This window comes from Bombilactobacillus sp. ESL1097, assembly GCF_058107205.1.
This window is the reverse complement of record NZ_JBYLUB010000001.1, coordinates 762,018-776,680: the sequence shown is the minus strand read 5'-3', so window position 1 is coordinate 776,680 and position 14,663 is coordinate 762,018. Positions and strand designations below refer to the sequence as shown.

The 14,663-nt window shown below is 39.9% G+C and carries 12 protein-coding genes and 1 pseudogene; all 13 read right to left on the bottom strand.

The annotated features are described in order from the left end of the window. Positions 1–32 precede the first annotated feature (32 nt). The 13 genes and pseudogenes from lepA to rimP all read right to left on the bottom strand — a co-directional run bounded on the left by lepA (position 33) and on the right by rimP (position 14,529). The gene (gene lepA, locus AC3B6D_RS03785) at positions 33–1,868 is read right to left on the bottom strand and encodes a translation elongation factor 4 (protein WP_489757560.1); all 1,836 of its coding nucleotides are present in this window, start codon (positions 1,866–1,868) and stop codon (positions 33–35) included. A 394-nt stretch (positions 1,869–2,262) separates the two neighbouring features. Further along, entirely contained in the window at positions 2,263–3,399 is a 1,137-nt protein-coding gene (dnaJ, locus tag AC3B6D_RS03780; protein WP_489774942.1) for a molecular chaperone DnaJ, read from the bottom strand. 207 nt (positions 3,400–3,606) lie between these two features. Beyond that, positions 3,607–5,454, bottom strand: a complete 1,848-nt coding sequence (gene dnaK / locus AC3B6D_RS03775; RefSeq protein ID WP_489757558.1) for a molecular chaperone DnaK — start codon at positions 5,452–5,454, stop codon at positions 3,607–3,609. Between the two features lie 27 nt (positions 5,455–5,481). After that, positions 5,482–6,090: a nucleotide exchange factor GrpE gene (gene grpE / locus AC3B6D_RS03770; RefSeq protein WP_489774941.1), complete on the bottom strand. Its 609-nt coding sequence runs from the start codon at positions 6,088–6,090 to the stop codon at positions 5,482–5,484. 11 nt (positions 6,091–6,101) lie between these two features. After that, on the bottom strand, positions 6,102–7,178 hold the full coding sequence (gene hrcA / locus AC3B6D_RS03765; protein ID WP_489757556.1) for a heat-inducible transcriptional repressor HrcA: 1,077 nt from the start codon (positions 7,176–7,178) through the stop codon (positions 6,102–6,104). Between the two features lie 92 nt (positions 7,179–7,270). Beyond that, positions 7,271–8,215, bottom strand: coding sequence for a riboflavin biosynthesis protein RibF (ribF, locus tag AC3B6D_RS03760; protein WP_489757555.1), 945 nt, complete (start codon positions 8,213–8,215; stop codon positions 7,271–7,273). 7 nt (positions 8,216–8,222) lie between these two features. Beyond that, on the bottom strand, positions 8,223–9,122 hold the full coding sequence (truB, locus tag AC3B6D_RS03755; RefSeq protein WP_489774940.1) for a tRNA pseudouridine(55) synthase TruB: 900 nt from the start codon (positions 9,120–9,122) through the stop codon (positions 8,223–8,225). A gap of 107 nt (positions 9,123–9,229) precedes the next feature. Then, positions 9,230–9,580 carry a 30S ribosome-binding factor RbfA gene (rbfA, locus tag AC3B6D_RS03750; RefSeq protein WP_489757553.1) on the bottom strand — a complete coding sequence of 117 codons (351 nt, stop codon included), beginning with the start codon at positions 9,578–9,580 and terminating at the stop codon, positions 9,230–9,232. An 11-nt stretch (positions 9,581–9,591) separates the two neighbouring features. Continuing rightward, positions 9,592–12,306, bottom strand: a complete 2,715-nt coding sequence (infB, locus tag AC3B6D_RS03745) for a translation initiation factor IF-2 (RefSeq protein ID WP_489774939.1) — start codon at positions 12,304–12,306, stop codon at positions 9,592–9,594. A 13-nt stretch (positions 12,307–12,319) separates the two neighbouring features. Continuing rightward, a complete protein-coding gene (locus tag AC3B6D_RS03740) occupies positions 12,320–12,625 on the bottom strand; it encodes a L7Ae/L30e/S12e/Gadd45 family ribosomal protein (RefSeq protein WP_489757551.1) in 306 nt (101 codons plus the stop codon). Further along, on the bottom strand, positions 12,622–12,930 hold the full coding sequence (gene rnpM / locus AC3B6D_RS03735) for an RNase P modulator RnpM (protein WP_489757550.1): 309 nt from the start codon (positions 12,928–12,930) through the stop codon (positions 12,622–12,624). The genes AC3B6D_RS03740 and rnpM overlap by 4 nt, the downstream gene beginning before the upstream one ends. A 24-nt stretch (positions 12,931–12,954) precedes the next feature. After that, positions 12,955–14,037 (bottom strand): annotated as a pseudogene (nusA, locus tag AC3B6D_RS03730) (transcription termination factor NusA); the annotation flags it as partial. A gap of 18 nt (positions 14,038–14,055) precedes the next feature. Next, positions 14,056–14,529: a ribosome maturation factor RimP gene (gene rimP, locus AC3B6D_RS03725; RefSeq protein ID WP_489757549.1), complete on the bottom strand. Its 474-nt coding sequence runs from the start codon at positions 14,527–14,529 to the stop codon at positions 14,056–14,058. Positions 14,530–14,663 lie beyond the last annotated feature (134 nt).

Sequence of the window (14,663 nt, the reverse complement as noted above, 5' to 3'; positions counted from 1 at the left end):
AGAATCAAATTAACTTTGCCAAAACAACTGAACTATTTTTGTAAATCATCATCATCCATTTGTAAAACTGCCATAAAGGCTGCTTGGGGAACAGTCACACTCCCCACTTCTTTCATGCGTTTCTTACCCCGCTTTTGTTTATCTAATAGTTTATTTTTCCGGGTTTGATCCCCACCATATAGTGGTCCGGTCACATCTTTACGATAAGCTTTCACAGTAGAACGCGCCACAATCTTATTACCAATCGCCGCTTGAATAGCCACTTCAAATTGCTGCCGGGGAATAATTCCCTTTAACTTTTGGACAATTTGCCGTCCCCGCCGATAAGCAAAATCTTCATGGACGATAAAACTTAACGCATCAACGGGTTGTGAATTCAATAAAATATCCATCTTAACCATTTTCGAAGGTTGATAGCCAATAATTTGATAATCTAAGGAAGCAAAACCACGCGTATTAGACTTTAAAGTATCAAAGAAATCATAGATAATTTCGGCTAATGGTAAACGATAAACTACATTAACGTGGTAATCATCCAAATAATCCATCGTATCAAATTGGCCCCGCTTGCGTTGAGCCAATTCCATCACTGCGCCGACATAATCTTTCGGAACCATAATTTCAGCTTTAACCATCGGCTCTTGAATCTCCTGAATTTCCGAAGGATCCGGCATTTGTGATGGGTTATCAATAATCTTCGTCGTTTGGTCCGTCAAAATTACTTTATAGTTAACGGACGGAGCTGTCATGATCAAGTCCAAGTTAAATTCCCGTTCAAGCCGCTCTTGAATGACATCCATATGCAATAAACCTAAAAAACCGACCCGAAAACCAAACCCTAAGGCTTGGGAAGTTTCAGGTACAAATTCCAGGGAAGCATCATTCAATTGTAATTTCTCTAATGACTCACGTAAATCGCCGTATTTGGCATTATCTACCGGATACATACCAGAATAGACCATTGGGGTAATTTGCCGATAGCCGGCCAAAGCTTGGGCGGTCGGCTGCTCAGCTAAAGTAATCGTATCACCCACTCGCGTATCTTGAACACTTTTAATACTAGCAGTAATATAACCGACATCACCAACACTCAAGAATTCCCGTGGAACAGCTTTGGGAGACATGACACCCACTTCTGTGACTTCAAAAACTTTGCCATTACTCATTAATTTAATGTGATCACCAACTTTGACTTGGCCATCGAAAATCCGCACGCTTAATACCACACCACGATAACTATCGTAAACAGAGTCAAAAATTAAGGCCTTTAACGGAGCCGTCAAATCGCCTGTCGGTGCTGGCACATCTTGCACGATCCGTTCCAATAAATCAGCAATGCCTAAGCCACTTTTGGCACTCGTTAATACAGCATTCTCGGCATCAATGCCAATCATATCTGTAATTTCTAATTTAACACGTTCCGCATCCGCCGATGGTAAATCAATTTTATTAATCACTGGCACAATCTCTAAATCATTATCAACCGCTAAATACGCATTCGCCATTGTTTGTGCTTGCACACCCTGCGCAGCATCCACTACTAATAAGGCACCTTCGCAAGCCGCTAAACTCCGCGATACTTCATAAGAAAAATCGACATGTCCGGGGGTATCGATTAAATGAAACGTGTAAGTATGCCCATCTTTAGCTTGATACTTCAATTCAACTGCGTTTAACTTAATCGTTATCCCCCGTTCACGTTCAATATCCATGTCATCCAAAACTTGATTTTCCATATCTCGTTGTGAGACAGTATCTGTTAATTCTAAGATTCGGTCGGCAATCGTCGATTTACCATGGTCAATATGAGCAACAATGGAAAAATTACGAATATATTTTTGTTTATTTTCTAAATCAGATTGTGGCATATTATTAATCCTCATTCCAAATTCACATTTATAGCTCTCTTGGTTTACTATATCAAAAATTTCCCGCTGACAAAAGACCATTCCCCGGCTAATCTCCAGCTCGTGAACACGATAATTGTAAACTAATTTTTTCTGCGACGCACTGACGTCTTAATTACAAACAAGGACCTAAAGCCATCAACAGCTTTAAGTCCTGCAATTAATTTGCAACTGGTTACTTGAGTAATCAATTTAATTTTTGATAAATTGTCACTAAAAATTGGGACGACAGTCGCACAACTCGCTTGAATGAACTAGTCTGCGCCTCAATTAAACAATTTACTTTTTGAAACACAATAATTAATTTTTTGAGCAAAATCGCTAACCTGATTGACTAATCGTGTAAACAGGTCACTTATTTAAACTTATCTTTCATATTGTCACGCATCCGCTCAAAGAAATTTCGGTCTTGTTCTTTGACCTTAGCACCACCTAATTGTGCAAAAGTCTGTAAGGCTTCTTTTTGTTTTTCATTTAAGTGCTTGGGGGTCACGATCTCTACGCGAACCTGTTGATCACCGACACCACCATGCAAACCGGGTACTCCTTGCCCTTTAAGTTTAAAGACCGTTCCTGACTGTGTGCCAGCTGGAATTCGCAATTCCACTTGTCCACGCACCGTTTTGACTTTAATCTCATCACCTAAAGCGGCTTGTGGGAACGAAATTGTTTCATGCGAGTAAATAGTCGTATCATGCCGTTCAAAATGCTTGCTGGCTTCAACTTCAAACGTGACAAACAAATCACCATAAGGACCTTTATTATCACCAGCAGCCCCCTGACCATCTAAGCGCATCCGCTGCAAATTATCAATTCCTGCAGGAATATCAATTTCGACTGCATGACTTTTGGTAATCTTGCCCCGTCCATGGCAAGTAGGACACTTTTCTTCAATTTCTTGACCAGTTCCACCACAGACGTCACAGACTTGTTGACTCTGCATCATCCCTAATGGAGTCCGCTGGTTAACGGTAATATGTCCGCTTCCCTGACATTTATGACAAGTTTTGGGGCTTGTCCCAGCCTTGGCCCCTGAGCCCTGACAATCTGGACATTGTTCACTGCGATTGTAGCGAATCGTCTTTTTACCACCGAAAATAGCTTCTTCAAAAGAAATTTTCATCCGGTATTCCAAATCTTGGCCCTTCCGTGGAGCAGTAGGATCAGCTTGACGCCGACTGCCGCCACCAAAAAACGAGTCAAAAATATCGCCAAAATCGCCGAAGCCATTCGTATCAAAACCACCGAAGCCTTGACCACCGAAACCTTGGCCGCCAGCTTGCTGATCGGTGGAACCGTATTGATCAAACTGGGCTTTTCTTTGCGGATCTTTCAAGATTTCGTAGGCTTCATTAACTTCTTTAAACTTTTGTTCCGCATCAGGTGCTTTATTCAGGTCGGGATGATACTTTTTAGATAATTTACGGTAAGCCCGCTTAATCTCGTCTTCTGAAGCATTGCGGTCCAGACCTAAAGTTTCATAAGGATCCATATCTGACTTAACCTTTCTTTCAATAACTAAAATTTTCCCAAAATCACAAACTAGCACTTTTAAACACTAAAATAGTCAAATTCTAACGTCCAAACCTGGATTTAGTAATTTGACTTTTTTAGATACAAACTTTGAACTTTTAATCTAGGCCGTTAATTCTAACAAGTAGCTACACCCCAAATAATGGTTCCAAGTTAATTCGCACTCTTATTTGTTTTTATCAGGGTCAACTTCCTTAAAATCGCCATCCACGGTACTATCGCCATCATTCTTAGCATCAGAATTATTAGCGTTCGCATCACCTTGGGCTTGTTGCGCATCTTGAGCTTGTTGATACAACTTCACTGATAAATCTTGAACAATTTTATTCAAATCGTCCTTCTTAGCTTTCATTTCTTCCAAATTATTGTCAGCTTGGGCTTTCTTCAAAGCTTCTTTTGCATCTGTAGCCTTCTTAATTTCATCTTCAGAAACTTTACCTTCTAAGTCTTTCAAAGTCTTATCAGTTGTAAAGATCAATTGATCAACTTCGTTACGCAGATCGGCTTCCTCTTTGCGCTTCTTATCAGACTCTTCATTTTCTTGAGCTTCTTTTTTCATCCGCTCAATTTCTTCATCGGATAAACCAGATGAACTCTTAATTGTAATCTTCTGTGATTTACCAGTGCCTAAATCTTTTGCAGAAACATTAACAATTCCGTTTTTATCAATATCAAACTTAACTTCAATTTGTGGGACGCCTCGCGGAGCAGCAGGAATATCTGTTAACTGGAACCGACCTAAAGTCTTGTTATCAGCGGCCATCGAACGTTCACCTTGTAAAACATGAATGTCTACTGCTGGTTGGTTGTCCGCAGCTGTTGAAAAGACTTGTGACTTGCTGGTTGGAATTGTCGTATTCCGATCAATTAACTTAGTGGAAACACCACCCATTGTTTCAATTCCTAAGGATAGTGGCGTAACATCTAACAAGACCACATCTTTCACATCACCAGTAATCACACCACCTTGAATGGCTGCTCCTAAAGCAACAGCTTCATCAGGGTTAATCGAATGATCGGGTTCTTTACCAGTCCATTGTTTAACTGCTTCTTGTACCGCAGGAATACGCGTTGAACCACCGTTTAAAATAACTTTATCAATATCAGAACTGCTTAAATCGGCATCTTTTAAAGCATTTTGTACCGGAATCTTTGTCCGGTCAACTAAATCAGCTGTTAATTCATTAAATTTAGCGCGAGATAAAGTAGTCTGTAAATGCAACGGGCCAGCAGGGCCAGCAGAAATAAATGGCAAACTGATTTCCGTTTCACTCACACCAGATAAATCTTTTTTCGCTTTTTCAGCAGCATCTTTCAACCGTTGTAAAGCCATCTTATCTTGTGATAAGTCAATTTGATTTTGCGCTTTAAAGTCAGCGACTAACCAATCCATAATAGCATTATCAAAGTCATCGCCACCTAAATGGGTATCACCATTAGTTGACAATACTTGGAAAACGCCATCGCCTAATTCCAAAACGGAAACATCAAAAGTCCCACCACCTAAATCGTAAACTAAGACTTTTTCATCGGCATCACTTTTATCTAAACCATAAGCTAAAGCAGAAGCCGTTGGTTCATTAATAATCCGTTTAACATCTAAACCAGCAATTTTACCAGCATCTTTGGTAGCTTGCCGTTGTGAGTCATTGAAGTAAGCTGGCACGGTAATTACCGCTTCAGTCACTTCTTCACCCAAATATTTTTCTGCAAAGTTTTTAATGTATTGCAAAATCATGGCCGAAATTTCTTGTGGTGTATATTCTTTGCCATCAACATTGACTTTATAGCCAGCTTCACCAATGTGGCGTTTGATAGAAGAAATCGTATTCGGGTTGGTAATTGCTTGCCGCTTAGCCACTTCACCAACTTGTGTTTCACCATCTTTAAAAGCAACTACTGATGGTGTAGTCCGGCCGCCTTCTGGATTAGCAATAATCTTCGGGTCGCCACCTTCTAAAACAGCAACTGCTGAATTAGTTGTTCCTAAATCAATTCCGATAATTTTTGACATTAATTAAACCTTCTCCATTAAATTAATTTATTGTGCCACAACAACCATACTTGGCCGCAAAACGCGATCTTTTAATTGATAACCGGCCTGTAATACTTGTACCACCGTGTCTGCTGGATGCTCATCATCACTTGCTACTGTTTGCACCGCCTGATGAATCGTCGGATCAAATTTTTCGTTCAAAGCTTTAATTTCAGTAATATCATTTTCCGCTAATGCTTGCTTCAAATGTTTTAAAACCATCTGCACACCAGTAATTAGGCCGTCATTAGTTTGATCGGCACTACTTGCTTGTAGTGCACGTTCTAAATTGTCAATTGATGGTAAAATAGCTGTCGCTAACTTTTGTCCATCATACTTAATTAAACTAGCCTGTTCTTGTTGATTATGCTTTTTAATATTTTGAATTTCCGCTTGTAAGCGTAACTCCTGATCTTGACTAGCTTTTAAATCTTTTTCTAATTTTTGATTAGCATTTAATAGTTTGTCTACCACTTCATCAGCAGCTGGCTTGGCTGTGGCTGGTTCATCCTGATCTTTGCTGGATACCACTTTTTCTTGATCATTAGCAGCTGCTTTTTTTGTTGAAGCTTTTTCTGAAGGAAACTCTTCCGGATCTATTTCAGGTTTCGTCATAAACACGCCTCCTAACTTGAATTACCATTTAGTTCTTGAAAATAATCAATTAACCGCTTTGCCAATTCATAACGTAAAGAGGTAATTAAACCAATCACTTGTGAATAAGGCATATTAGTGGGCCCTAAGAGGGCAATTAAGCCATCACCGTGAACGCCCACACTATATTTGGCGGTAATCAAACTATAATTATTCAATATTTGCGGCGCTAATTCAGCACCCAAATGGACCTTAATTCCTTGATTATTAGAATCATCATCACTGAGATTCTGATCCATTCCCAAAAGCTTGGCTAAATTATGGTCACTGTCAAACAATGAATACAAACTCTTTAAACTGTCACTATTACGGGTATCAACGTAGTTAAATAAATTAGATTTACCGTCCACAAAGAAATGATCGGCGGCAACTTTATCTAAGATATCATCAAAAATTGACAAAAAACCATCTGGAGTCTGTAAATATTGTGCCACCAGTTTAGGAAAATCAGTCTTTAATCGCTTGGAAACCTCATTCAAAGTCTGACCTACTAATTGATCATTGATAATGCGTACGACCGCTTCTAAACGATCAGCCGCAATATCCGTTTCTAAGCGATACACTTGATTATAAACAGCTCCATCACTAGTTACCATAATAGCCATGACTTGACTGTTACCCAAGTCTACAATTCGAAAACCAGTTAAAACAGTATTATCACTCTCAGGTCCTAAAGCAATGGCCGTATAACTTGTCAAAGTTGAGAGAATTTTAGCGGATTGCGCAACAATCTCATCAATTTTGGTAAAGCGTTGTTTGGCAAAATCAGAATGAATGATTTCTGAAGTTTGCTCCGAAACATCTATCGGCGTTAACAGGTGATCCAAATAGTACCGATAACCACTATCTGAAGGCACCCGTCCTGATGACAAATGAATCTTTTCAATCAGACCCAAACTCTCTAAATTTGCCATGTCATTGCGAATAGTTGCCGAACTCACATGAATTGGTAACCGATCCATTAAAGCCTTCGAGCCAATAGGTTGCCCCGTTTCAATATATTGTTGAACAATTGCCTTTAAAATTGCAGCTTGACGATCAGTTATCAAACCAAATCACCTCGCTTTTAGCACTCTTGATATATCAGTGCTAACAATGTTAAATATAGCAAGCTATTAGCACTATGTCAAGTTAGTTGCTATTATTTTCTGAAATAATTTTCGGTAGCTTGCTGATCTTGTCGTAATTGCTGCACCAATGCCGGGGCGTCAGCAAATTTAATTTCAGGACGTAAATATTTTAACCACTGAATTTGGACTTCCTGACCATAGAGATCTTGATCAAAGTCTAAGAGATTAGCCTCTACTGTGACCGGATTATTGCCCCTTTTAAAAGTCACATTTCGGCCAACGGAAGTCATCGCTGGGAACCAGTCATCACCAACTTTGACTCGTGTGACGTAAACACCCAAGCTAGGAACTAATTGCTCTGCGCTTAAAGCTAAATTAGCTGTGGGAAAACCCAACTGCCGCCCCATTTGATAACCGTGAACCACTGGACCTTGGTTTTGGTAATTATAACCCAATAATAAATTAGCGTGTTGAATCTGATCCGTCTGTAACGCTGTGCGAATATTAGTAGAAGAAATTTTTTCATGATCGAAATTTAAAGAAGGAATCTCTACAATTTCAAAGCGTTGTTGGACTAACTGGCGTAAATACGTCATGGTCGCAATCTCTTTGGGGCCAAAGGTCCAATCAAAGCCGGCCACTAAAGTTGTAATATGCAAGCGCAACAAAAAATCTTCGACAAATTTTTGAGGTGCTAAATGCGCCAAAATGGGATTAAACTCTACTACATAGACAATATCTACTTGTAATTCTTGAAACAATTCTAGTTTGCGTTGAAATGGCGTCAGATACTGGAACGTTCCCGTCACTTTTTGCGGTTGATAAACTTCAATAGGATGGCGGTCAAACGTCAAAACTGCCGCTGGTTGTTGCCGCGTATGCGCCAGCCGTACTGCCGTTTTAATCACATTTTGATGACCGAGGTGCACGCCATCAAAAAAACCCGCCGCCAAAACTTGCCGTGCCGGAATTTTCAACTGCTGCTGAAAGGGATATTTTAAAATTTGAACTTCCACGATTTACTCACCTATCATTTTTTAAAAGCATAATTTGCGGAACATAGTTCTGATTTTGTAAATGATACAATGCTTTGACTTGATGCTGCCAAGTCAGTAAGACCTGTTCCTCAGTTGAAGGCAACTGAATAGCACCGCCGTTTTGCACCACTTGCCATTGCGCAGCAGTCAATTCATACAGTGGCATTTGGTCTGTAAAAGCTGCATTCAACGGCAAACAAAAATCCATTTGGTCTTGAGCCAACTGCAATTTGATTTGTTCTAAAGTCCATGTCTCCTGTAGTTTAAAACCACCACCATAAGTTCTCGTTAAACGACTCATGTGCGCCGGCAAATGAAGATATTGCCCTAATTGCACGGCCAAAGTCCGAATATAGGTGCCTTTACTGCACCGCACTAAAAATTCACAAGTTTGTTGCTGTTGCACTTCATCAAATTGACTGGCCGCCAATAAATCAAATTGTTTAATCGTTACTTGCCGAATCGGACGCTCCACTTCCTGATGAGCTCGGGCATATTCATACAGCCGTTTACCGTTAACTTTCACCGCCGAATACATTGGCGGTTGTTGCTGGATTAAACCCGTTAAACTTTGCATTCCTAATTTAATTTTCTCATCGGCAATTGGTGCTCGTAATTTTGTCTGCGCAATGACTTCACCACTGGCATCTTCAGTTGTCGTCGCACTACCAAAAGTGATTTGACCTTGATAAACTTTATCCGAATTTAAGAGCCAATTAACTAACTTCGTGGCTTGACCAACACAAACGACCAAGACACCATCGACATCGGGATCCAAGGTACCAGTATGACCAACCTTTTTTTCATGTAATAACTTCCGCAATTGGTACACGCAATCCGCACTAGTCACACCGCGTGGTTTATACAGGGGAATAATACCATTCATTATCATAACCTCATTAATAATTTAATTAACTAATTTAGTATAGCATTGCCTTAACTAGAAAGATTTCCCGCAATACAATTATATGTAACAAAAAAGCCGCTAAGCGACTATTTGTCTGATTCATTTAAATGGCGTAACAATTCATCAATATGCTCACCATACCGAATGGAATCATCTTGTTTAAAGATTAAATCTGGAGTTTTATAAATTGATAAACGGTGTCCTAATTCGCGCCGAATCAAGCCTTTGGCCTTATTCAAACCAGCAGTAGCTTTTTGCGCCGCACTAGCGGTCTCTGCCAAAACACTGAAGTAAATTGTAGCTTGCTGTAAATCGCCAGTTACCTCGACTCCCGTAATAGTTACTTCCTTGACACGCGGATCACGCACCCGTTTTAACAAAATATCATTAACTTCTCGTTGGATTTCTTGTTCAACTCGACCAACACGATATTTCATTACAACACCTCCTACTTGACAGGAACTTCTTGCATGACATAAGTTTCAATCTGATCATCAATCTTAATATCATTATAATTTTCGATCATCAAACCACATTCAAAGCCTTGCTTAACTTCCTTAACATCATCTTTAAAGCGTTTCAAAGAGGCCAGTTTTCCTTCATAAACGACAATTCCGTTACGGATTAAACGAACTCCGCTATCACGTTGAATCAAACCGGTATCCACAATGCACCCAGCAATCGTTCCTAATTTAGAAACTTTATAAGTTTCCCGTACGGTCAAATTACCAGTTACCTTTTCTTCATAAACAGGCTCTAGCATACCCTTCATAGCTGACTCAATTTCATCAATTGCGTTATAAATAACATTATGCAACCGAATATCAACACTTTCACTATCAGCTTGAATTTTAGCTTGCACGGTTGGCCGCACATTAAAACCGATAATAATGGCATTACTTGCCGAAGCTAAAGTAACATCACTTTCATTAATTGCCCCTACGGCAGCATGGATAATATTGACCCGCACACCTTCGACTTCAATTTTTTCCAAACTATTGCGCAAAGCTTCCACAGAGCCTTGGACATCAGCTTTAATCACGACGTCGACTTTCTTCATATCATTTTGTTTCATGGTATCAAACAAGTTATCCAAGGTGACCGCGTTAGTCCGCTTGCGTTCTTCCATTTGTGCTCGTTCAGCACGTTCTTCACCAGCAGCCCGGGCTGTCTTTTCATCTTCAAAGACCACAAACTTATCGGCTGACTGTGGTACGTCATTTAAGCCAGTAATCATCACTGGTTGTGATGGTAAAGCAGACTCAATTTGCCGACCACGATCATCCGTCATCACCCGAACGCGACCAAAGGTATTCCCCACGACAATTGGATCACCCTTGTGTAAGGTTCCTTGTTGCACTAATAAACTAGCAACTGGACCGCGGCCTTTATCTAAGCGGGCTTCAATCACGGTACCCACGGCTTTTTGCTGTGCGTTAGCTTTTAACTCTAACACGTCAGCTTCTAATAAGACCATTTGTAATAACTCATCAATGCCCGTGCCTTGTTTAGCGGAAATATTAGCAAAGATGGTATCACCACCATAGCTTTCAGGAATCAAACCATAATTCATTAATTTTTCCGTCACATGTTGGGGATTAGCATCTGGTTTATCAATCTTATTAATAGCGACAATAATTGGATCATTAGCTGCCTTGGCATGATTAATCGCCTCAATTGTCTGGGGCATTACACCATCATCGGCCGCTACTACTAAAATAACAATATCGGTAATATCAGCACCACGCGCCCGCATGTTAGAGAAGGCTGCGTGTCCTGGGGTATCTAAGAAGGTAATTAAGCGACCATCTAATTGAACTTGATAAGCACCAATATGCTGGGTAATACCGCCAGCTTCACCTGCCGTGACATGACTATGCCGTAAATTATCTAATAAAGTAGTTTTACCATGATCAACGTGACCCATGATCGTAACTACTGGTGGCCGATTAGTCAAATTATCAGTATTATTGACTTCATCTTCAAAGAAGGTATCCAAATCAGTAATATCCTCTTCAACCTTTTCTTGCGCATCAATGCCATAATCGGCGGCCAAAATTTCAATTGTATCTTTATCTAAGGATTGGTTTTGATTAACCATCACACCCAACATAAATAACTTTTTAACAATTTCAGCTGGTTCCCGATGTAAAATTTTACCTAAGTCTTGCGCATTCATGCCGACTGAGTATTCCAAAACCTCTGGTAACGGCCGTTCTTTCCGTTGTGGCATTGGCTTTTTCGGTTGACTAGCTTGTTGCTTGCGTAATTTACGCTTGTTTTTATGCTTGGGCCGATTGCGATAATCAATATGCTCATTTTTGCGACGATTGTTCGTAAACTCATGTTGTCGCTTATTATTATTATCCGAAGTAGTTTTTTCAGCAGTCGGTTGCGTTGTTGGGCGATTAACCGTTGGCTTTTGCGTCGTAGTTGGCTTACGCGTAACTTGTTGATTACTACTATTATTCCGATTACGGTTAGCACTTTGACTGGAATGATTAGTAGTTGGTCTTTGTGAGCGTTGTTGAGTTGCACGCTCATTAGCACGCTTTGCTCTTTGCTCTTTTTGTCGCTGTTCATGATGCCGTGCTTGTTCGATTGATTCCACGGAAGCTTGCGCATTTTGCTTATATTGCGCTAAATGTTTCCGCCCCGCACTAGCCCGATTCATCATGGATGAACGCCGGTCATTATTTAAATTACGATTGCGATTATTAGTGCGCGAATTATTTGGTCGCGCATTCGTGTTATTACGATTTTGATTAGTACGACCTTGATTATTATTAGTCGTCACTGGACCACGACTGTGTTCATTATTTTGATGTGTACGGTGCTCATTACCATTATTATTGTGGTTATTATTAGAATGCTGGTGGTTCTTCTTAGCATCATTAGGTTTAGGCGCATGCCGGATAGCTGTAACTTTAATTTTTGTTTTTCCTTTACTTTTAGCATTAGTCGTATCTTTCGATACTGGTGATTGAGTTTTTGGAGACTGATTAGTTGAACGTACAATCTTAGTTAAATCATTTAATTGTGCATCATCTAAAACTGCCATATGGGACGAGATTTCCATATGATGCTTGCGGGCTATATCCACCAAATCTTTACTTGGAACATGGAGCTCTTTTGCTAATTCATAAACTCGTTTCTTTCCCATAAATTCACGCTCCTTAATTATTTGTTATTAATTCTTGAAATCGTTGAGCAAATCCCCGATCGGTAATGGCAATGGCTTTAGTTGCCTGACCAATTGCCTGACTGAGTTGAATTTGATTAAAGGTCTGATCAAATGGGATTTGCTGTCGCTTGAGGGTTGTTTGAAATGATTTTTGAGCCACAGCCCCAGTATCTGTTGCCAAAAAGACAAAATAGACCTGACCATTTTTCATGGCTTTTAAAACTAATTCTTGGCCAGTAACAATTTTACGGGCTCGTTTCGCCAGACCCAAGAAATTCAAAATACGTTGTTGTGTCAATGTTTTTTACCTAGTTCACCAAACAAATCTAACCGCGCTTTTTGATGATCGACATAATTATATAGCTCTTCATAAAACTCAGCTGTCAACTTCGTTTTTAAAATTTCGTCTAACTTATGATCTTTTTGTGCCTGCTTAACTGCTGCGGGGTCTAACCCCACATAAGCTCCGCGCCCTGGCTTTTTGCCCGTTTCGTCAACGCTAACTTCACCGTCTTTGTTCCGAACAATCCGGACTAACAAACGTTTGGGGGCCATTTCATTAGTTAAGACATCTTTACGCATCGGTACTTTTCTTGTTTTCAAACAACCACCACCTTAATTCATTTAATCAAGATCCTCTTCATCGACTTCATCGCCTGCTTCATCAACAAATTCCACTTCTGATTCAGGCTTAATATCAATCTTAAAACCAGTTAATTTCGCAGCCAAACGTGCATTTTGACCGCGTTTACCAATGGCTAAAGAGAGATGATAGTCGGGGACAATGACAATACAAGACTTGGGATTCGTCTCATCATCAAATTGAACGGCAATCACTTCCGCAGGGTTTAAAGCATTGGCAATAAAATCAGAAGGATTGGGCTCCCATTTAACAACATCAATATTCTCGCCGTTTAATTCATCAACAATTGCTTGTACTCGCTGGCCTCGTGGTCCCACAGTCGTACCGACAGGATCAATATTTTCATCAGTTGACCGTACCGCAATTTTGGTACGATCGCCCGCTTCACGTGCAATCGAAACAATTTCCACGGTTCCATCATAGATTTCCGGAACTTCTTGTTCAAACAAGCGTTTCACTAGGCCGGGGTGCGACCGAGAAACGAAAATTTGTGGTCCCTTAGTAGTATTGTCAACTTTAGAAACATAAACTTTAATCCGATCTTGAGGTTGGTATGATTCATTCGGAATTTGATCTTTTCGTTCCATCACCGCCTCAACGCGTCCAAAGTTAATGTAGACAAAGCGATTATCGCGCCGCTGAATCACACCTTGAATAATTTCATCTTGGTACTGACTATATTCATTATAAATGTTATTCCGTTCTGCTTCACGAACGCGTTGCATCACCACTTGTTTGGCCGTTTGGGCGGCAATACGGCCAAAGTTTTTCGGAGTGACTTCTTCGTTAAGATGATCGCCTAATTCATAGCCACGATTCACCTGTTGAGCATCAGTTAAGCTGATTTCCAAACGTTGATCTGCTACTTGCTCCACCACTTCTTTGACTGTGTAAATATGAAAATCGCCTTTTTTATCGTCAAATATTACTTCGACATTTTGGGCTTGACCATAATTTCTTTTATAAGCTGATTTTAAAGCATCTTCCATTGCATCAATAATTAATTCTTTAGAAATACCTTTTTCTTTTTCTAAGGCATCTAGTGCTCCCACTAATTCTTTACTCATAACGTGATCTCCTTACAGTTAAAACTCAATTGCTAAACGCATTGATGCTATTTGTTGACGTGGGATAGCTATTACTTTGCGTTGCGCTTTAATCTTAACTTCCAACTTTAATTGTTGCTCGTCAAATTCTTTTAAAGTACCTTCAAAAACTTTTTGACCATTGAGCTTTTGATATAAACTAACATGAATGTATTGGTCCAGTGCATTTGTTAAATCTTGCTGCGTCTTAATGGGACGTTCAGCACCAGGTGAAGATACTTCCAAAAAGTAAGCATTAGGAATCAGTTCTGGGTCTTGAGCATCTAATTGTTCGCTTAATTCTTGATTAACCACAGCGCATTCTTCAATATCAATGCCCCCGTCTTTATCAATATACAGCCGTAAATACCAGCTACCTGCTTCTTTGACATACTCTAAATCAACTAAATAAAAACCATGATCAGCTAAAATTGGTTGGACTAAACTTTTAACTTGGTCAATAACAGAATTCAAATCAACACCCCTTTCTATCGTGCTTATTCAGCTAGTTTCATGCAGCCTGCAATAAAAAGAGTGAGCATTCCTGCTCACTCGTCATGTGAAATCAACTTAGTTAAAGTATATAACTACCAGCTGGTTTTTTCAAG